The following is a 19,626-nucleotide window of genomic DNA, read 5'->3' on the forward strand; positions in this document are numbered from 1 at the left end:
TCCCTGTCCACGGGTGTGAGTTCGCTCTCGACGGGCCTGTCGACGACCAACAGCAACGTCAGTTCGCTGTCGACGGGGCTGTCGACCACCGACAGCAATGTTGCATCGCTGTCGACCTCGACGTCGACCACGGCCAGCTCGCTGTCGACCGGTGTCAGTTCCCTGTCCACGGGCGTGAGTTCGCTCTCGACGGGGCTGTCGACGACCAACAGCAATGTCGCGTCGCTGTCGACCTCGACATCCACCACGGCCAGTTCGCTGTCGACCGGTGTCAGTTCCCTGTCCACGGGCGTGAGCTCGCTCTCGACGGGGCTGTCGACGACCAACAGCAATGTCGCGTCGCTGTCGACCTCGACATCCACCACGGCCAGTTCGCTGTCGACTGGTGTCAGTTCCCTGTCCACGGGTGTGAGTTCGCTCTCGACGGGCCTGTCGACGACCAACAGCAACGTCAGTTCGCTGTCGACGGGGCTGTCGACCACCGACAGCAATGTTGCATCGCTGTCGACCTCGACGTCGACCACGGCCAGCTCGCTGTCGACCGGTGTCAGTTCCCTGTCCACGGGCGTGAGCTCGCTCTCGACAGGGCTGTCCACCACAAACAGTAACGTCAGTTCACTGTCGACCTCGGGTTCGACCGCAACCAGTTCGCTTTCGACGCTGATCTCGACCTCGCGCACGCGCTATTACAGCGTGAACGACAACGGCACGCAGCAGGCGAACTACAACAACGACGGCGCCACCGGCGTCAATGCGCTTGCCGCAGGCACGGGCGCAGCCGCCGCGGGCGCGGCGGGCGTGGCGGTGGGCAACAACGCCAACGCCACCGGCGCGAACACGGTGGCGATCGGTTCGGGGGCCACCGCGGCCAATGCCGGAGACGTCGCGCTGGGTTCGGGTTCGGTGACGGCCGCGCCGGTGCCGACCTCGGGGGCGACCATCGCGGGCAACGCGTACACGTATGCGGGCACCAGTCCCACGAGCGTGGTGAGCGTGGGAGCGGCGGGCGCCGAGCGGCAGATCACGAACGTGGCGGCCGGCCAGGTGAGCGCCACCAGCACCGATGCGCTTAACGGCTCGCAGCTGTTCGCGACCAACCAGGCGGTCACGTCGCTGTCGACCAGCACGGGTTCGCTCTCGACGAGCCTCTCGACGATCAACAGCAACGTCGCATCGCTGTCGACCTCGACCTCGACCACCGCCAGTTCGCTCTCGACGGGCCTGTCGACCACCGGCAGCAACGTCGCCTCGCTGTCGACCTCCACGTCGACCACCGCCAGTTCGCTGTCCACCGGTGTCAGTTCGCTCTCGACGGGGGTGAGCTCGCTCTCCACGGGCCTGTCCACCACCAACAGCAACCTTGCCTCACTATCGACCTCCACGTCGAGCACCGCCAGTTCGCTGTCCACCGGGGTGAGCTCGCTGTCCACCGGCGTCAGTTCGCTCTCCACGGGCCTGAGCACCACCAACAGCAACGTCAGTTCACTCTCGACGCTGGTCTCGACCTCGCGCACGCACTACTACAGCGTGAACGACAACGGCGTGCAGCAGGCGAATTACAACAACGACGGTGCCACCGGCATCAATGCGCTGGCTGCGGGCACCGGGGCGACGGCGGCAGGCGCCGCAGGTGTGGCGGTGGGCAGTAACGCCAATGCCACAGGCGCGAACACGGTTGCGCTCGGCTCGGGGGCGACGGCCACGAATGCCGGCTCCGTGGCGCTCGGTTCAGGCTCGGTGACGGCGGCCGCGGTGCCCACCTCCAGCGGCACGGTCGGCGGTACGAGTTACACGTACGCGGGCGCCAGTCCCACCAGCGTGGTCAGCGTGGGGGCAGCCGGCACGGAACGGCAGGTCACGAACGTGGCGGCCGGCCAGGTGAGCGCCACCAGCACCGACGCGGTCAACGGCTCGCAGCTCTTTGCCACCAACCAGGCGGTGAACGCGCTGTCCACCTCGACCTCGACCGGCATCAGTTCGCTCTCGACCGGGCTGTCCACAGTCAGCAGCAACGTCAGTTCGCTCTCGACCGGGCTGTCGACCACCAACAGCAACGTCGCGTCGCTGTCGACCACGGTCAGCACGATTGCCGGCGGCACCGCGTCGCTCTCGAGCGCGGTGAGTTCGCTGTCGACCTCAACATCCACTACGGCCAGCTCGCTGTCCACCGGGGTGGGCTCGCTGTCGACGGGACTTTCGACGGTCGGCAACAGCGTCGTGTCGCTGTCGACCTCGAGCTCCACCGCGGTGGTCTCGCTCTCGACGCTGATCACGACCGTCAAGCCCCACTACGTGAGCGTGAACGACAACGGCACGCAGCAGGGCAACTACAGCAACGACGGCGCCACCGGCGCGAACGCGGTAGCCATCGGCACGAACGCAGCCGCGGCCGGCACCAGCAGCGTGGCGCTGGGCAACGCGGCGACGGCCTCGGGTGACGGCGCGACGGTGATCGGTGCGGGCGCGCTCGCGTCGGCTTCGCGTGGCGTCGCGCTCGGCCAGAACGCGACGGCCAGTGCGGCGAACTCGGTGGCGCTCGGCGCGGGGTCCGTGGCCAGCGAGGCGAACACGGTGTCGGTCGGCTCGGCAGGCAGCGAACGGCGCATCACCAATGTGGCCCCGGGGGTGAACGGGACCGACGCGGTGAACCTGTCGCAGCTGCAGGGCGTGCAGGGCAGCGTGAACGCGGTCGCGCGCAAGGCGTACGCCGGTGTCGCCGGGGCCACGGCGCTGTCGATGATCCCAGACGTCGATGCGGGCAAGGTGCTCTCGGTCGGCATCGGCGCGGCGAGCTACCAGGGCTATGCCGCGATGGCGCTCGGCTTTACCGCGCGGCTGACCAACAACGTCAAGCTGCGCGGCGGGGTGAGCAGCAGCGCCGCGGGCTACTCGTTCGGCGGTGGCGTGAGCTATCAGTGGTAAGGGCGCGCGGGGGCGGCGCAGCCTCCCCCGCGCGCACTGGACAACAGGGAGAACGGTAATGGAAACAGCAGGGAGAACGGCAATGAGAACGGCGTGCGCGGCCCTGACGCTGGGCGCGGTACTGGCGGGCTGCACGACCTCGCAGGGACCGGCGTACAACGCGTACTCGGTGGGCCTGCCCAACGGGCAGCGCGCCTACCAGGTGACGTGCCACGGTATCTTCGAAGGGCAGGAGACCTGTTACTCGAAGGCGCGCGAGATCTGCGGGAACCAGGAGGTGCGGCCGCTCGAACAGGTGGCGCCGCTCGCGGACGCCGGCACCACGCGCGACGTGCGCATCCTGACCTTCCAGTGCGTCCCGGCGCAGCCAGCCCCCGTGCCGGTGGTGCCCGCGCCCGCACCGCCCCCCCCGCCCGCACCGCCGCAGAAGCTCTCACTGGCCGGCGACGCGAACTTCGATGTCGACCAGTCCACCCTGAAACCGGAGGCCCGCACCCGGCTCGACGGGCTCGTCAACGCGGCAGGCAGCAACACTTTCAATACCGTGACGGTCAGCGGCTACACCGACTCGACCGGGCCGGCCGCACACAACCAGGGCCTCTCGGAGCGGCGCGCGCAGTCCGTCGTCCGGTACCTCCAGGAACACGGCCTGAAGGCGCGGCAGTGGGTCGCGCACGGCTACGGCGAGAGCAATCCGGTCGCAACCAATGCGACTGCCGCCGGGCGCGCGCAGAACCGGCGTGTGGAGATCTCGCTGGAGTGAACCGGCTGCGGCAACCCATACAACCCTAACCCCCCCGGGGGACCCGGTCCGCACGGTGCAGTGGCGCGCGGACCCTTGGGGAGGCGCGCGCGACCCCGCGCGCGTGCCTCCCGTTTTGCCTGGTACCGCCATACAGACCAGTAAACGGAGATGCCCTCACGGGCAACCGACTCGACATGCGCATCGGAATTTCAGTGCTGACCCACGCCGGACAGAGTGTCTGGGAGAACGGGCTGGGCCAGAACATCTTCTACTTCGCGCAGTTGCTGCGCACGCTGCCGTTCGTGGCCAGCGTGGTGCTGCTCAACTGCGGCGACCAGACGTGCCTCGCGCCCGGCGTCGAAGCGCTCGCGCCCGGCCTCGCGCTGGTGCCGCCGCGCGAGGCTGCGGACCTCGTGGACGTGGTCTTCGAGATGGGTGGGGGGCTCGATGTCGAATGGCTCGACTACGTGCGCGCCCGTGGCACGAAGGTCGTGTTCTTCTGCTGCGGACAGCCCTATGTGGGACTCGTGGAGCCGTCGGTGTTCCGCCGCGGGGGCTACTTCTCGCGCGCCCGGCGCTGCGACGAGGTCTGGGTCCTCCCCAAGGACCGCACACTCATGCCGATGCTCGGCGCGCTGCACCGCTGCCCCGTGCACGAGGTGCCGTTCCTGTGGGACAGCGCGTTCATCGCGCAGCGCGCGGCAGAAGTCGCCGCCGCCGGCTTCGCGTTCGGCCATACGCCGCAGGCGCGCAGTGCCGCGGCCGCGGATCGCGACAGTCACAGGAGCGCTTCCGGCCGCACCCCGGCGCGTATGCCAGGCAGCCCCCCCTCAGGCAGCCCGGCGCCGCGCGCGCTGCGCGTGGCGATCTTCGAGCCCAACATCTCGGTGGTCAAGTGCTGCGTGATCCCCATGCTCCTGTGCGACGTGGCCTTTCGCGAGGAACCCCGCGCGATCGCCCGCATGCACGTGCTCAACAGCGTGCAGATGCAGGACCAGCCCACCTTCGCCTTCCTGCTGCGCTCGCTCGACCTGCACCGGCGCGAACGCGTCACGCCAGGGCAGCGCCACGACTTCGCCGGCTACATGAGCCAGTACGCCGATACCGTCGTCGCCCACCAGTGGCACAACGAACAGAATATCCTGCATCTCGATGCCCTGTACGGCGGCTACCCGCTCGTCCATAACTCGCCCTGGCTGGCCGCGCTCGGCTACTACTACGAGGGCTCCGATATCGCCCAGGGCGCCGCACAGCTGCTGCATGTCGCGCGCCACCACGACGGGCACCACGACGATTACGTGCGCCGCGCCCACGCCTTTCTCGCCACGCTCTCCCCGCAGGCCCCGCACAACCGCACGGCCTACGCACGCAGCCTGCTGCAGCTGGGCGCCCGTGCGCAGATTCCCGCACGGAGGCCGTCATGCTGAACGGCCGCCGCCTGAAGGTCGGCGTGACCCTGTTCCTGCGCCGCGGATACCAGTCGATCTGGGAGAACGGCATCTTCCAGAACTGCCATTTCCTCACGATGCTGCTCGCCCACTCGCCGCTCGTCGGGTCCACGTATCTGGTCAACGGTGGCGACGGCGAGCCCGCCCAGGCGCAGGACTTCCTCGCCTGCGCAGCCGTGCCGGTGATCGACCTGGACACCGCCCACCGCACGCTCGACGTCGTCATCGAACTCAGCGCGCAGCTCGACCCCCAGTGGGCAGCCAGCTTCCGCCAGCGGGGGGGGCGGGTGGTCGGCATGCGCGTGGCCAACGACTACGTGATCGACATCGAACGCATGATGTTCAGCCTGCCGCACGGCATGCTTGTCTCCGGTACACCCTACGACGCCGTGTGGACCCTGCCCGCGTTCGTGCGCACCTGCGCGCCGTACTACGCCGCCGCGCTGCGCGCCCCCGTCACCCCGATGCCGCACCTGTGGAGCCCCGTGCTGCTCGAGCGCTCGATGGCCGCCAGCAGCGCGCCCGCCTTCGGCTATGTGCCGGGCCGCCCGCGCTGGCGCCTGGCCATTCTCGAACCCAACATCTGCATGGTCAAGACAGCGCACCTGCCCATGCTCGCGGCCGACCTCGCACACCGCCAGCAGCCGGACATGATCGACTGCCTGCGCGTGTACAACGCAATGGAGCTCAAGGCCGACGCACAGTTCGTCGGCTTTGCCCGAAGCCTCGATCTCGTCACCCAGGGGCGCGCAAGCTTCGAGCCGCGCCTGCCCGTCTGCGAGATCCTCACGCAGCAGGCCGATGCCGTTGTCTCGCACCACTGGGAGAACGCCCAGAACTATGTGTACTACGAAGCACTGTACGGCGGCTACCCGCTGGTGCATAACTCGCCCCTGCTCGGCGGCTGCGGCTACCGCTACGCAGACTTTGACTGCGGCGACGCCGCGCTCGCGCTGCGCGAGGCGTTTGCCTCGCACGATGCGAGGCTGCCCGCCTACCGCGACGCGGCGCGCAGTTTTCTCGCCACGCTCGATCCACTCGCGCCACACAACGTCGGGCACTACGGCGCGGCCATCGCGGGACTGTTCCCGTGAACGCGCGGATCCTTCGCCTCATGCGCCACGCGGGCTGCGCCGCCACCCTGTGCGCCGCGGCCACGCAGGCCGGCGCCCAGCCCCTGCCCGCCACCCCGTCCAGCACGCCCCCCGGCGCCACCGGCACCGGCCTGCGCGCACCCGGCTGGCCGCAGGGCCCCGGCCCGGCCCCCATGCCAGCGCCGCCGCCAGCGCCAGCATCACCCCCACCCGCACCGCAGGCCGATACCGTGCTCGCCCACGCCGCACGCGAGATCGGCATACGCCGCTGCTACGCTGCCATCAACGTCGTGTCCGCACGTACCTTCGCCGGCGCAGGCCATGCCGATGTCGTGCTCGACTGGGACCGCCAGGCCCCGGACGACGCGCCGTTCTTCTCGCTCACCGGCCTGGATTTTGCACACGCCGCAGCCGTGCTTTCACTCACCACCGTGCCCCAGCCCGCCGGCTGCACCGTGCTGGCCGAGCGCATCTCCAGCGCGCCGCTCGCCTGCCGTGAGCTCGCGCGCACCGAACTGGCCGGCTACCGCGCAAGCCCGCTCGTGCCGGCCGTGACGGTCTACACCTCGCCGGGCCGCGCGCGCGAAACCGTCACGCTCATCGAGGCGCCACCCTCGTGCGTGATCGTGCGCCGCGAGGTGCGCTTTGCCGGCGCAGGTGGACCGTGACAGCGCCCCCGGCACAGGCAACCAGACAGGCCATGGCCGCACCCGCGCAGGCTCACCACGCGCCGGGCCGCCGCCGTGTTTTCCCATCCACAACAGGAACCTGCATGAACATGAGCGCCGCCCGCCCGCTGCGCATCGGCATCACCATCGGGCTGCACGCCCCCGACGAGAGCCTGTGGGTCAACGGCATCAAGCAGAACGCCCTGTACCTCGCAAAGCTCTTCCAGGGCTCGCCGCTTGGCCACCAGGTGCTGCTTGTGAACACCACCGCGGTGCCCGTCACACCGCAGCTGCCATGGGACCTCACCAGCTTCCCGGTGCGCCCCTTCGACGATGCGAAGGACCAGCTCGACGTCCTCATCGAACTGGGCGGCCAGATCAGCCACGAACAGACCGTCTACCTGAAGGCCCGCGGCACGAAACTGGTCAGCTACTGCTGCGGGCCCGAGTACGTGCAGATGATCGAGGCGATGATCTTCTCGCGCCGGCTGTGCGACTCCGTGTTCATCAACCAGCAGTACGACCAGGTGTGGGTGATCCCCCAGGTGATGCAGACCAGCGCCGGATTCCTCTCGGTGCTGCGGCGACTGCCGGTGCGCGAGGTGCCCTTCGTGTGGGACCCGATGTGCCTCGACATGCGCACCGCCGGTCTGCCCTTTGCCGGCGCGTACCGCCCGCGCCATGCGCCGGCGCGCGTGTCGGTCATGGAAGCAAACATCGACGTGCTCAAGTTCTGCCTGTATCCGCTGCTCATCGCCGAGCAGGCCTATCGCAGCGTGGGCGCGAAGCTCGGCTACGTGCACGTGACCAACGCCGAACACCTGGCGCGCACCAGCCCCGAGTTCATCGGCGTCGCGCATTACCTCGACCTCGTGCGCGAGCGCCGCGTGAGCTTCGTCGGCCGCCACGACACACCGCAGTTTCTCGCGCAGCACACGGACATCGTGGTGTCCCACCAGTGGGGACTCGCGCTGAACTACTTCTATCTCGACGTGTGCTGGAACGGCTACGCGCTCGTGCACAACGCGCACCTGTGCCGCGAGCTCGGCTACTTCTATCCAGATAACGACGTGGAGGAGGGCGCCCGCCAGCTCGTGCATGCCATCGAACACCACAACGACGGCTGGCGCGCGTACCGCTCACGGCAGCGCGCAGCCATCCAGCCCTTTCTGGCAACCCATGCGCCGCTCATCGCCCGCTACGACGGACTGCTCACGGCGCTGATGAACCCGGCGGCCAGCCCGTCGCCCACGACCCCTTCACCACGGAGCTGAAGCTTGACACTCACCACCACGATCCGCACAGGCCGCCCGCTCCTCATCGCGCTCGCCCTCGCGGCCCCCGCGACCCTCACCACCATCCCCGCGCAGGCCGCAGGTATCCAGGGGGAGGCCGGGGCAGCCACCGCCGTGGCCACCGTCAACGGTGTGCCGGTAAGCCTGGCCCAGGTCCAGGCCACCATCGCCGCGGCCGCCCAGCCCGATACTCCCGGCGCGCGCCAGCTCGCCACCGACGGACTCATCGCGCGCGAGCTGATCCGCCAGGCCGCCGAGGCCGACCGGCTCGGCACGGCCAGCGCCGTGCGCGAGGCCGAACACAGGGCGCACGTCGATACGGAGAACCGGCTCTATATCGCGCGCCACGCGCAGCCGCAGCCCGTCACCGAAGCGCAGGTGCGCGCGCGCTACGACGCCACCGTCGCGGAACTCGGACCCATCGAGTATCGCGCCACCGTCATGACGCTGGCCGATGAACCCGCCGCGCGTGCCGCCGCCATGCGGCTGGCACACGACGAACCGTTCACCGCCGCGGCCAGCGAGCAGGCGCAGACCGTCGCGCTGCCATGGATCAGCTTCAGGACGCCGCCGCAGCCGGGCCATACCCAGGGCCTGCCGCCCGCACTCGCCCAGACCCTCACCACACTCGAGCCCGGCGCGCTCAGCGCGCCGTTTGCCGTGGACGGGCGCTGGATGATCGTGCGGCTCGTCGAGCGGCGTGCGACCGTGATTCCGGCCTACGACGCCGTGCGCCCGCGCCTGCGCGCGATGCTCGAAGCGCAGGCGCGCGATGACGCCTTCATGCGCATGGTTGACGCACTCGCGGCGAAGGCCACCATCGTGCCGCCCCAGGCGCGCCCGCGCGCGGCACGCTGAGCCCCAGCCCCATGGGCCGGCCACCCAGACTGGAGGGCAGCAGGACAACAGGGAGAAGAAGCAGAAGTGGCAGCAGAAGGGGAAACCCCCGTATGCGGCCCGCGCTCCCCTGGGGGCGCGGGTCCGCACACGGTTCCAGTGGCAGTCCATCAGGGAGAACGGCATGACGCTTGAACAGGTGGTGGTATGGCTGGTGATCGGGGCGGTCGCGGGATGGCTCGCTGGCCTGATCGTGAAGGGCAGCGGCTTCGGCCTGCTGGTCGACATCCTCGTCGGCGTGGTGGGCGCGTTCATCGGCGGGTGGCTCACGTCGCTGCTGGGCATCAGTCCGGGCGGTGGCTGGATTGCCTCGGTGGTGGTGGCCGTCGCGGGGGCCGTGGTCCTGCTGCTCGTGCTGCGGTTGCTGCGGCGCGCGTAGCCCGGACCCGGATTCCGCACGGGAGGCCGTGAGGCGCACCAGGGTTCACCTCAGGCGCCTCGACCTCCCGTCAGGACTGCCAGGCATGGACAGAGACGTGCCATGGGACAGGCGTGGCGGGCTGCACGGACCGCTTCATCGTGAACGTGCCCGCCAGGCCGGTCCCGCGCGCCACAGGCAGCTCAGCGCAGGTCGCCCGGGCAGGGCGCTGCGTCGGGCCGCACGCAGGAATTTGCGGCCGCTTCAGGTCAGGGAGAGAAACCCGCAATGTCTTATCTGGACGAGGTTGAGGCGCTGATTGCGCGCGGCGACCTGATTGCCGCCACGCGGCAGCTCGACGCCCACCACGCGGTGGCCTCCGTTAACCCGCGCGAACTGGTGGTGGCCAGCCGCCTTGGGTGCCTGCGCGGACGCTTCGCCGAGGCGCGCGAACTGCTCGGGCGCGCGCTGCAGAACGATCCCGGCAACGTGGCGGCGCTCGTTGAACGTGCCCGCCTGGCCATCCGCACGGGCGAGGATCCAGCCGCGGACGCCGCATTCCAGCGCGCCTGGGATGCGGGCGGGCGCGACGACGACTGGATGGTCGACTGGATCGACGTGCTGCTGCGCCAGGGGCGCTTCGACCAGGCGCGCCATCTCGCCACCGTGCGCTGCGAGCGCGCCCCCCGTGAGCCCGGCACCTGGTTCAGGCTCGGCCTCGCGCACCAGCAGGCGCACCACCACCTGCAGGCGCTCGATGCGTACCGGCACGCCGAACAGCTCGACCCGAGGCTGCCGATGCTGCGCAACAACATGGGCGCGGCCTGCCTGGAGCTGCAGCGCTACGACGAGGCGCAGCGCCTGCTCGAGGCCACCCTTGCCGATGAACCGGACCATGTGCTCGCATGGACCAACCTGGCCACCGTGCTGCTGAAGACAGGCCGGCCCGGCGACAGCCTGGTTGCCGCTGAGCGCGCCTGCGCGCTCGCCCCAGGTTACGTGAACGCCCTGCAGACGTATTCGTACGTCCTGCGCGAGCTGCAGCAGTGGGACCCCGCGCTCGCGACCGCGCAGAAGGCGCTCGCGCTCGAACCGGCAAACAGCTCGCTGGTGTGGACCGTCGCGATGCTGCAGCTGATGCAGGGCGACTACGCGAACGGCTGGGTGAACCATGAGGCGCGCTGGAGCGGCTCGCCCGAGCTGCGCGACGCCTCGCCCAACCTTCCGGCGCCGCGCTGGAACGGCCAGCCGCTCGCCGGCAGGACGCTGTTCGTGTGGGGCGAGCAGGGGCACGGCGACGTGCTGCAGTTCGTGCGTTTCGTGCCCGCGCTTGCCGCACGCATCAGCCGCGAGGGCGGCTCGCTCGTCTACTGCTGCTTCTCAACCCTGCGCGCGCTGCTCGCGCGCAGCCTGGGCGATGCGGTGCCAGTCATCGTCGGCCACGAACAGCGGCCGTTGCCGCCGTTCGATTTCCACCTGCCGCTTGCCAGCCTGCCCCTCGTGCTCGGCATCGCGCCCGACGACCTGCCCGCGGCCGCGGTGCCCTACCTCAGGCCCGACCCGGGCTTCGCCAGCACATGGCAGGCACGTCTGCCACACGACGGCAGCCTGCGGGTGGGTGTGGCCTGGACCGGTAGCCAGGGGCACCAGCGCAATCCCATGCGCTCCATCGACCCCGCACTGCTCGCCCGGGCGCTCGGCGGCACCGCGGGCGTGACGTTCGTGAGCCTGCAGGTGCCGGCCGGCGATGACGCGCAGCGCGCCCGCAGCGCCGGCATGGCGCTGGTGGACCACACCGCGGAGCTGGAGTCGTTCGACGATACCGCGGCCCTGGTCGCAGGCCTCGACCTGGTCATCACTGTGTGCACCTCCGTGGCACATCTGGCCGGTGCGCTGGGGGTGCCCACCTGGGTACTGCTGGACGTGAACCCGCACTGGGTATGGATGACCGGCCGCACTGACAGCCCGTGGTATCCGCATACCCGCCTTTACCGCCAGCGCGGCTACGGGCAGTGGACACCGGTGCTCGAAACCGTCGCCAGCGATCTGGCTGCGCTGGCACATGCCCATGGCGCGCGCGGCACGCACGCGGACCGGCCCGCGGCGTGAGGCAGGCCATGACAACGCGCGCTGTCCGTCACGTCACTGCCATCCCGCCGGGGCCGGCCAGCCGGTTCCATTTCCCGCTCCCGGCCGGCCAGCCCCCCCCGCCGCGCCGGTGCGAATGGCCCTTCTACCTGGACCGCCAGCAGCGCGCGCGCCTGCGCTGGCTGCACCAGGCCTGGGGTGACGATGCCGTGATCCAGATCTACTCCGGCTGCGTGCGCATCCGCGGCGAGTGCGGCGACTGGCGCTTCTCCGACGAGACCCAGCTGCGCGTGGAAACCGCCCGGCGCCACGGCCATGCGGTGCTGCGGCAGCGCCCGCACCCCGGCCCTGACCGGCAATGAGCGCCCGGCCCCGGGGGCCGTATGCCCCCAGCCGGCCTGCCGGCACACGCAGCACGAAGGCAGCACCACGATGGACGAAACAGGGAGGGAGCATCTTGAGACGGATTGATCTTGGCGGCACGCTCGGACAGTGTACCGGTGGCCTGGTGTCGGAGCGCCTCGCCGTGCGCATCGGGCTGTCCCCACCCATGGTCGCGCACGTGCTCGCGCGCACCGCGGACGTCCTCGTCGCGGCGCTCGCCGCAGCGGTGGCCGAGGGGCCCGGGGCCGCCATGCGGGTCTTCGATACGCTGCTCTCGCCAGACTGCGATGCCCACATCGGCAGTGTGTGCGCCCAGCGTGTGTCCACCACCGTCGCAATGAAGGAGCTTGGCGATGCGGGCGATGCGCTGCTTGTACAGGCCACCGGCCGGCATGTGGCCTCGCTGAGCGACCATGTCGCCGCCCGCTGCGGTGTGCCGCCCCAGGCCGCGCACGCCCTGGGCTGCATCGCAGCGGCCATTGTCGCCGGCCTGCTCAAGCACCACATCCTGCTCGGGCAGGGCCAGCCCGCCCAGCTGCCAGGACTGCTCGCCAGCCAGATACCGCTGGTCGCGGACACGCTCAGCGACGGGCTGGCCGTGGAGCTCGGCTACGGTACCGCGAGCGCCTTCATGGCCACGGTGCCGCCAAGGCTCGCCGCTGTGGCGGCCGATTTCCCCGGCCCGCCAGCCACACCCGCAGGACCCCCGGCCATGACCGCTCACGTGCCATCCCCCCAGCCGGCGCCGGACGGCGGGCAGGGCGAACCCGCCGCCGGGCGGCAGACGCTGTTCCCGGTCCGTACCGACTACACGGGACCGCAGCGCTATGCGGGTCTCACGCTGCACCGGCATCAGGGCGTACACCGCGCCCGTCCGGTCACGCCAGCGCCTGCCTCCGTGGCCCGTCAGGCACCCCCGGCATCGTCGCCCGGGACACCCACCGCGCCGGTGGCGAAGCCCCCGGCGCGGTCCATCGCTCCATGGCTGCTGTTTTTTGTGGCAGCGACCGCGCTCACCGCGCTGTTTGCCTGGAGCAGGGTGCATCCCGGCTCCGGCGATGCACCCGCCCGCGCGGCCTCCGCCACCCCGGGCAACGCGCCCCCCGCCCCCGCGGTACCGGCCAGCGCCATGCGGCCTCCGGCAGCGCCCGTCACCGCCCCGGCCACCGCAACGCCCCCGCCCGCTGCCGCCAGTGCCGCGCCCCCGGCGGTTTCCGCCATCAGCGGCGGCTGGCTCGACGGGCGCTCGGATGCCACCGGCCGGCCGGAGATCGCCGCCCTGGTCGGTGACCCGACGCAGCGTGCCACGCTGGACTCCGCGGTGAGCGCCAGGTTCGGTGACGGACATCTCACCGCCAGCATCGCCCCCGCTGCGGCCACCGGTTCGCCGCCCTGGCTGGCCCATCTCGATGCGCTGCTGCCGGTGCTGGCGGTGCCGCATGCCGAACTCGCCGTGCGCGGCACCCAGGTCGGGCTCGGCGGCCTTTCCCCCCAGCAGGCCGGCGCCTGGCGCGACAGGCTCCAGCAGGCGCTCGGGCCGCCGTTTACCGTGGAAGTGTCCGATCCCGCCGCAGCGCAGGCGCGTGCCACCGACGCCTACCTGCTCGCCATGGCCGCGCTGCTGGAGACGGACCGTCCATGCACGGTGCAGGCCGTCGTTCCGGTGCTGAACCTGCAGCCCATCGACTTCGCGCCATCAAGCGGCCACGTGCCCGCGCCGGCACAGCAGAACCTCTCCGAAACCGCCCAGCTGCTGCGCGCCTGCGCCGCGCGGGGCCAGCCGCTTCACCTCTCGGTGGACGCCTGGACCGACCGGCGCGGGGACCTGGACGCAAACCTCGCGCTGTCGCAGAAGCGCGCCGATGCCGTACGCGCCTTCCTGGTCGGTGCCGGGGTGCCCGCCGGGACCCTGGCCGCGCACGGTCACGGCGCTGCCGACCCCGTGGCCGGCGACCTCACCGCGGCGGGCCGGCTCGCCAACCGGCGCATCCGGTTCAACCCTGTCCAGCCCTGAGGCCGCCCCATGAATCGCGACAGCGCCTGCCCCGGTTGCCCGCACCCCGCCTGCACGCTGCGCGGGCCCATTCACGCATTCCTGCCCCGGACATCGCCCGGAACCCCGCAATGCGTCTGTCAGCCTGCCCGCGCCGCCAGTCACCCAACGTCCTGTGCGCCCGCAGCCGCGGCGGCGAACGCGGCATGAGAACCGGGCGCCGCAGGGAACATGCGGGTGACATGGCCGCACACACGCGCCGCAGGGCCGCTTGCGGTGCCATGGCGGACGGTCTCGCCGACATGAAGTCCCTCGTACCGCCCCGGATGGGCCGCGAGGGCCGGCGGGCGCCGCGGCGCGCCAGCGCGTGGCTGGTGCTGTCCACGCTCGCCGTGATCCCGCTTGCGGTACTGCTGGCCTGGGGCCTGCTGCATGTGCTACTGGCCATCGTCTTTCCGCGCATGGATGCGTACTGATCAGGAGAGCTCCCGTGCCCCAAAAAAACCGCCTCCCTCATGCCACGGACCTGCCGCTGGCCACGCCTGCCCCGGCTGGCCGCGCTCCGGACATGGACCTGGGCGCCCCCCCCTGTGCCGCCCGGCCGCAGCCCTGTCCCGCTTCCGACCCGGTATCGATCCAGACCATGCACGCCGCGCTCACGCGCGGCCAGCTCATGCTGCTCCACCAGCTCGGCCGCTGCGCGCTGGGCGACGATGCGTTCCTGGTCGCGCTGCTGGTCGTGCCGCTACTCGATTCCAGCGAACTGCGCCGCCTTCCGGAGGCCAACCTGCGCACCGCATGCGGGCTCAATGGCGCACGCTGGAACCACGCCATCGACGAACTCGTCAGGCTCGGTGCACTGCGGCGGATCTGGCCGCGCTCGCCGAACCGGCCCATTGCCGCCTTCCGCCTCGCCACCTGCCTGCGCGTGCCCGTGGCGGCATGCGCTTCGCGCACCGCTCCCCAGGACGGGCAGGACCCCGCGGCACGGCGGCCCGCCACCGGCGCGCCGCCGTGACCGGCCGCAGGTGGCTCCCCGCGCCGTGCGCATGCCGCGCGCGGCGCTCCCGTTTCCCCGGAGGCTTACGATGAACGACATGCAGCAGACTGCCGGGCAACCGGCCCCGGACTGTGATGCCTGTGCCCGGACGGGCGAGGCTGCGGCACCCGGCAGCGTGCAGCCCGTCAGCCCCGACGCGCAGCTGTGGCCACCGGCCGCCATGCCGCCGGGCGGCAGCAGCGAGCCGGTGCGCGCGGTGTGTTTCGACGAATTCGAACAGCTCTGCCGCGACGGTGCGCTGGCGTGCCTGCGCGAACTGCGCAGCCTGGGCTACAGCGTCAGCCTGCTGTTCCATGCGCCGTCGCCCGGCTGGTATGTGGCGTCGTGGCAGGACGCCACCCTGTGGCGCGTGGCGTGGACCGCGTCATGCGAAGTGGCGCAGGGCCTGTTCGCCCATCTCGCCGACGAGATCGTGCAGCTGTGCGGGCCAGACCTGCGCCGCATCGAACTCGATGCCCGTAATACCTGTCTGTCCAGCCTCGTTGCCCAGGCCGAGGCCGAGGTCGCCAGGCTGCGCGACAGCCTGCAGCGCGCCGCAACGCAGTCGCAGCTGGCCGCCGCCCGCCAGCAGAAAACGCGCCGCGACATCGTCCGGCTCGATTCGCACCGCATCGCCGCCCAGACCCAGCTCACCCAGACCCTGCGCCAGGTAGCGCAGCTACGCCTTGCCGCCAGCAGCCCCTGCGCGCCCCCAGGCCGGCCACTCCCCGGCCGCAAATGAACCGCCTGCGCCGCTGCACGCCCAGCCACCTCAATGCGGGTCGAAGGGCCTGCACTTCAAGGACCTGATCCGCGAGTACGTCGTCGACGCCGGCAAACCTATCACGCTTTCGATGAGCACGGCGGGCGGAACGGACTATGACCACTGGTCCTGCAGTGCCACCGACGTGAGCTTTACGCCTGTCGCGGGTCAGGACTACGACGTGTTCCTCGCACTGGAACGAAGCTGCCGGCGCTCATACAACTGCTCAATCACCATCCACCGCATTGACGAAAACGGGCTCGATGAGCCGGTCGAATCACGATACGCACCGAAGTGTCCGGCTGCGCCGGACGCGGGGGAAAACAAGACCGTACCGTAAGCAGCCTGAGCGGTTGAAGACGGTCTCAATCTGGCAGGAACAGGAACAATGGAATACAAACGGGATGTCGCCCTGAACGCCATGGCGCAGTCTTCTCCAGCGCCGCCTGATGTCGCCAACGCGGCACGCAGCTCGGCCCAGCAACAGCAGCTCATCGAACAGCAGCGCGAGCGGACGGTCAACGCGCCCGCCGTGCGATCCACCGCGCCAGCTGCCGGTGCCTGGCCCGATCTGCCGCAGGAGCAGCCGTGCTTTCGCATCGAGGCGTTCGCGCTCGACGTGCCCGCCACGCTGCCCGACGCCGTGCGCGCGCAGGGCGCCTCGGCACTGCCCATGGACCGCTTCGCCTTCGCGCGCGAATGGCTTGAACACTACAGGGGCGAGTGCTTCGGCAAACAGGGCGTTGAACTCATCGTGAAGGGCCTGTCGCAGCTGATCCTCAGCCGTGGCTACGTCACCACGCGCGTACTGGTGCCCGAGCAGGACCTGTCGACCGGTACGCTGCGCCTCTCGCTCGTGCCAAGCGTCATCCGCGAACTGCGTTTCGCCGATCCGGCAACGCGCGGCACATGGAAGTCGGCATTCCCCGCACGCGGCGGTGACCTGCTGAACCTGCGCGACCTTGAACAGGGCCTCGAGCAGATGAAGCGCGTACCGAGCCAGGACGTCGACATGCAGGTCGAGCCCACGAACGTGCCCGGCGAGAGCGACGTGGTCATCAGCGTGAAGCGCGCGAAGCCGTGGACGGTGGTTGCCTCCGTCGACAACTCCGGTACGCGCGCCACGGGCAGGCTGCAGGGCAACCTGTCGCTCGGCGTCGACAACCCGCTGGGACTGAACGACCTGTTCAACATCGGCGCGAGCCAGGACCTGGAGTTCGGCGACAGACGCCTGGGCTCTCACGGCTTCAACAGCTTCTACTCGGTGCCGTGGGGCTACCGGACCGCGACGGTCCCGGGCAACACGAACACGTACTACCAGCCCATCGCGGGCGTGAACCAGACCTTCGTGTCGAGCGGCAACGCGCAGACCCTCGGCGTGAAGCTCCAGCGCGTGGTGAGGCGCAGCCAGAACGATGTCCTTGGCGTGGAGTTCCAGCTGACCAAGCGCTGGGGCGCGAACTTCATCGACGACACGGAGATTCCCTCGCAGCGCCGCGACAACACGTTCATCGAGGCGGGCGTCACGGACCGGCACTACTTCGGCGCCGCGCAGTTCGACGGCACGCTCGCGTACCGGCAGGGCATCGGCTGGCTCGGCGCGACGCCGGATACGTCACAGGACGGCGGTCCCACGTACCCTTTCCACATGGCGGTGCTTGACGCGAACCTGTCGGTGCCGTTTTCGGTGGCGGGGCAGAACCTGCGCTACGTGACGACGCTGCACGGCCAGTTCACCAGCAACACGCTGTTCTACATCGACGACCTGACCATCGGCAGCCGCTACACGGTGCGCGGCTTCGATGGCGAGACGATGCTCGCGGCCGAGCGTGGATTCTACTGGCGCAACGAGCTGCAGGCGCCTATCGGACAGACGGGGCAGAGCATCTACGCCGGGCTCGACTACGGCCACGTGTACGGCCCCGGCACGGCGTTCACCCGAAACCGCATCGCCCACCGGCAGCGGCGGCTGATCCGCTATCTGGCGCTGCCGCTGCCCCTCGCGCAGCTCGCGGCGATGATCGATACCGATCCGATGATCACGGCGCGGCTGGTGCGCGAGTTCCAGCGGCGCTGCGCCCAGCTCGATCCGTCCGGGGATCTGGCCTCGCGCATCCGGGCCTGCGCCCGCCCCGACGCTAACACGCCGTGTTCGTGGTGCGGGGCGCGCCGGGTGCGCTTCGACGTGCCCGGGATCGTGGTCGGCAAGTGCGCGGTGTGCAGCCGCCTGGTGTCGCTGCGCCGCCGGGTCGTGGAACGTGATGGCCTGCTGGTGGCCGGCCCGTGGATGGGCGTGCGCGAAACCTCGCCCATGGCCGGCGGCGTGCCGTCCCCGGATGATTCCCCTGCCGCGCCTGCCCGGCGCTTTCCATCATGAGCCGACACTCTTCCCCTTCCCGCAAGGCCGTGCGCCGGCCGCTCACGCGCGAACAGCTGCTGCCGCTGCCGGCCGCGAAGGCGCGCGCCCTCTCGCTCGAACAGCATCTGGCGCTGGAAGCGATGCGGCATGGCCACGGCGGTGTCGAGCAGGTGGTCATGCTGCTGCGCGCGGTCTATCTGGCGTACTTCATGGGCCACGCCGCGCGCGAGCCCGTCGACCTGGCGCTGCTGCGCGAGGCGGAGGCCGCGCTCGAATGCTTCGGCGAGAGCAGCGCGGAGGAGGAGGGCGGCTGGAGGCTGGACGCGCGCGGCTGCGACGTGATCGCGCGGGTGCTGGTGCTGCACGACCGCCAGCTCGCGTGGCTGCCGGCGTTCCGCTACGCCGGGGCGTGGACACGTATCCAGGCGTTCATCTCGGGTGACGCGCAGTCGCCGCTGCCGCCCGCGTGAGGCCCCCAGTGAGCCAGGAGTCTGCCATGCGCATTGCCATTCTCGATAACGACCCCGCCTGGCTGGAGCTCGCCGCGGGCGTGCTCGGCCGTGCCGGCCACCGCTGCGAGGTTTTCCGCAGGGGCCACGACCTGACCGTCGCGCTGGACGGACAGGCCTGGGATCTGGTGATGCTGGGCCGCAATGCGCGCGACATGTCCGGCGACGCGGTGCTGCGGTGGATCCGCGGAAACTGTCACGCGAACCTGCCGGTGCTGGTCACGACGGCGCGCGCGACACCGGGCGACGTGGCCCACTTCCTCAACGCCGGCGCCGATGACTATGTGATCCGGCCGGTCGACCCCGACATCCTGGCCGCGCGCGTGTCGGCGCTGCTGCGCCGCAGTGGCGGGAACGGGGTGCCGGCCGCGCGGCTGGCGTACCGGGATTTCCTGTTCGACCTGAAGGAGGAGCGGGCGTACCGGCGCGGGCAGTACGTCGCGCTGTCGCGCAAGCAGTTCGGGCTGGCCGTCCTGTTCTTCCGGAATGCCGGCCGGCCGCTGTCGCGGGCGTACCTGTTCGAGGCGGTGTGGGGCCATACGGACCGCGACGTGCTGACGCGCACGGTCGACACGCACGTGTGGGCGGTGCGGGCCCTGCTGGGACTGCGCCCGGAGAACGGCTACCTGATCGTTCCGCTGTATGGCTACGGCTATCGCTTCGAGGATCTGGCGCAGAAGGGGGTGCCGCTGGCGCGGGCGGGGGTGCGTGGTGTCCTGCCGGGTGACCCGCGCAAGGCCGCGCGCGCGCTTACCGCCAGCCTTGCCCTGCCGGCGGCGGTACCGGGCCGTGCGCCGGAGCCGCGTGGATGAACGCGCGCGCATGGCGCGACGGTCATGCGGTGAGCTGGCTGCTGGTGGCCCGGCGCGCAGTCCGCCAGCCTGGCCGGTCATGAATTTCCATAAGGAGTACCAATTAACGGGAGCGCTGGCAGATTTCCGGTTTAACGTTTGACGCGATTCCCTTTGACACTCCGTTGCGCCGGCGCCACCCGGGCGCGTCGGGTAAATTGCAACAGAATGTGTCAGTTATGTGTCCGGCATCGCCGGGCAACGTCATGAACC

The 19,626-nt window shown here is 70.5% G+C and carries 18 protein-coding genes; 17 read left to right on the forward strand and 1 reads right to left on the reverse strand.

Going from position 1 to position 19,626, the window contains the following annotated elements:
* Window positions 1-680: hypothetical protein (locus PKKP23_RS35110; protein WP_205703030.1), on the reverse strand; the 680-nt coding region annotated here is incomplete at its 3' end.
* A gap of 13 nt (window positions 681-693) precedes the next feature.
* On the opposite strand from PKKP23_RS35110, the gene PKKP23_RS32020 reads away from it, so the two are divergent.
* The 17 genes from PKKP23_RS32020 (at window position 694) to PKKP23_RS32095 (ending at window position 19,374) form a co-directional block, all read left to right on the forward strand.
* Window positions 694-2,922: a YadA family autotransporter adhesin gene (locus PKKP23_RS32020; RefSeq protein ID WP_161978187.1), complete on the forward strand. Its 2,229-nt coding sequence runs from the start codon at window positions 694-696 to the stop codon at window positions 2,920-2,922.
* 82 nt (window positions 2,923-3,004) lie between these two features.
* Window positions 3,005-3,685, forward strand: coding sequence for an OmpA family protein (locus PKKP23_RS32025; RefSeq protein WP_126879881.1), 681 nt, complete (start codon window positions 3,005-3,007; stop codon window positions 3,683-3,685).
* Between the two features lie 176 nt (window positions 3,686-3,861).
* Entirely contained in the window at window positions 3,862-5,094 is a 1,233-nt protein-coding gene (locus tag PKKP23_RS32030; protein WP_126879882.1) for a DUF2827 family protein, read from the forward strand.
* On the forward strand, window positions 5,088-6,209 hold the full coding sequence (locus tag PKKP23_RS32035) for a DUF2827 domain-containing protein (protein WP_126879883.1): 1,122 nt from the start codon (window positions 5,088-5,090) through the stop codon (window positions 6,207-6,209). Before PKKP23_RS32030 ends, PKKP23_RS32035 begins: the two co-directional genes overlap by 7 nt.
* A 230-nt stretch (window positions 6,210-6,439) precedes the next feature.
* Window positions 6,440-6,877, forward strand: coding sequence for a hypothetical protein (locus PKKP23_RS32045; protein ID WP_126879884.1), 438 nt, complete (start codon window positions 6,440-6,442; stop codon window positions 6,875-6,877).
* A gap of 104 nt (window positions 6,878-6,981) precedes the next feature.
* Window positions 6,982-8,151, forward strand: a complete 1,170-nt coding sequence (locus PKKP23_RS32050) for a DUF2827 domain-containing protein (protein ID WP_168724616.1) — start codon at window positions 6,982-6,984, stop codon at window positions 8,149-8,151.
* Window positions 8,152-8,154: 3 nt separating this feature from the next.
* The gene (locus PKKP23_RS32055) at window positions 8,155-9,030 is read left to right on the forward strand and encodes a peptidylprolyl isomerase (RefSeq protein ID WP_240659251.1); all 876 of its coding nucleotides are present in this window, start codon (window positions 8,155-8,157) and stop codon (window positions 9,028-9,030) included.
* A 163-nt stretch (window positions 9,031-9,193) separates the two neighbouring features.
* Complete coding sequence (locus tag PKKP23_RS32060; protein WP_126879885.1) at window positions 9,194-9,448, forward strand: GlsB/YeaQ/YmgE family stress response membrane protein; 255 nt, start codon at window positions 9,194-9,196, stop codon at window positions 9,446-9,448.
* Between the two features lie 267 nt (window positions 9,449-9,715).
* Window positions 9,716-11,536 carry a tetratricopeptide repeat protein gene (locus PKKP23_RS32065; protein WP_126879886.1) on the forward strand — a complete coding sequence of 607 codons (1,821 nt, stop codon included), beginning with the start codon at window positions 9,716-9,718 and terminating at the stop codon, window positions 11,534-11,536.
* A gap of 8 nt (window positions 11,537-11,544) precedes the next feature.
* Window positions 11,545-11,877: a hypothetical protein gene (locus PKKP23_RS32070; protein ID WP_126879887.1), complete on the forward strand. Its 333-nt coding sequence runs from the start codon at window positions 11,545-11,547 to the stop codon at window positions 11,875-11,877.
* A 95-nt stretch (window positions 11,878-11,972) separates the two neighbouring features.
* On the forward strand, window positions 11,973-13,913 hold the full coding sequence (locus PKKP23_RS32075) for an OmpA family protein (protein WP_126879888.1): 1,941 nt from the start codon (window positions 11,973-11,975) through the stop codon (window positions 13,911-13,913).
* Between the two features lie 281 nt (window positions 13,914-14,194).
* Complete coding sequence (locus tag PKKP23_RS33885; protein ID WP_161978188.1) at window positions 14,195-14,368, forward strand: hypothetical protein; 174 nt, start codon at window positions 14,195-14,197, stop codon at window positions 14,366-14,368.
* Window positions 14,369-14,382: 14 nt separating this feature from the next.
* The gene (locus PKKP23_RS33890; protein WP_161978189.1) at window positions 14,383-14,910 is read left to right on the forward strand and encodes a hypothetical protein; all 528 of its coding nucleotides are present in this window, start codon (window positions 14,383-14,385) and stop codon (window positions 14,908-14,910) included.
* Between the two features lie 70 nt (window positions 14,911-14,980).
* Window positions 14,981-15,673: a DUF2968 domain-containing protein gene (locus PKKP23_RS33895; protein ID WP_161978190.1), complete on the forward strand. Its 693-nt coding sequence runs from the start codon at window positions 14,981-14,983 to the stop codon at window positions 15,671-15,673.
* A gap of 409 nt (window positions 15,674-16,082) precedes the next feature.
* Window positions 16,083-18,071: a ShlB/FhaC/HecB family hemolysin secretion/activation protein gene (locus PKKP23_RS32085; protein ID WP_161978191.1), complete on the forward strand. Its 1,989-nt coding sequence runs from the start codon at window positions 16,083-16,085 to the stop codon at window positions 18,069-18,071.
* Window positions 18,068-18,523 (forward strand): hypothetical protein, encoded by a 456-nt coding sequence (locus PKKP23_RS32090; RefSeq protein ID WP_126879890.1) that lies wholly within the window; start codon window positions 18,068-18,070, stop codon window positions 18,521-18,523. The genes PKKP23_RS32085 and PKKP23_RS32090 overlap by 4 nt, the downstream gene beginning before the upstream one ends.
* A 26-nt stretch (window positions 18,524-18,549) precedes the next feature.
* Window positions 18,550-19,374: a response regulator transcription factor gene (locus PKKP23_RS32095; protein WP_126879891.1), complete on the forward strand. Its 825-nt coding sequence runs from the start codon at window positions 18,550-18,552 to the stop codon at window positions 19,372-19,374.
* Window positions 19,375-19,626 lie beyond the last annotated feature (252 nt).

The sequence above is a fragment of the Paraburkholderia kururiensis JCM 10599 = LMG 19447 genome, from assembly GCF_003986935.1.
GTDB lineage: Bacteria > Pseudomonadota > Gammaproteobacteria > Burkholderiales > Burkholderiaceae > Paraburkholderia > Paraburkholderia kururiensis.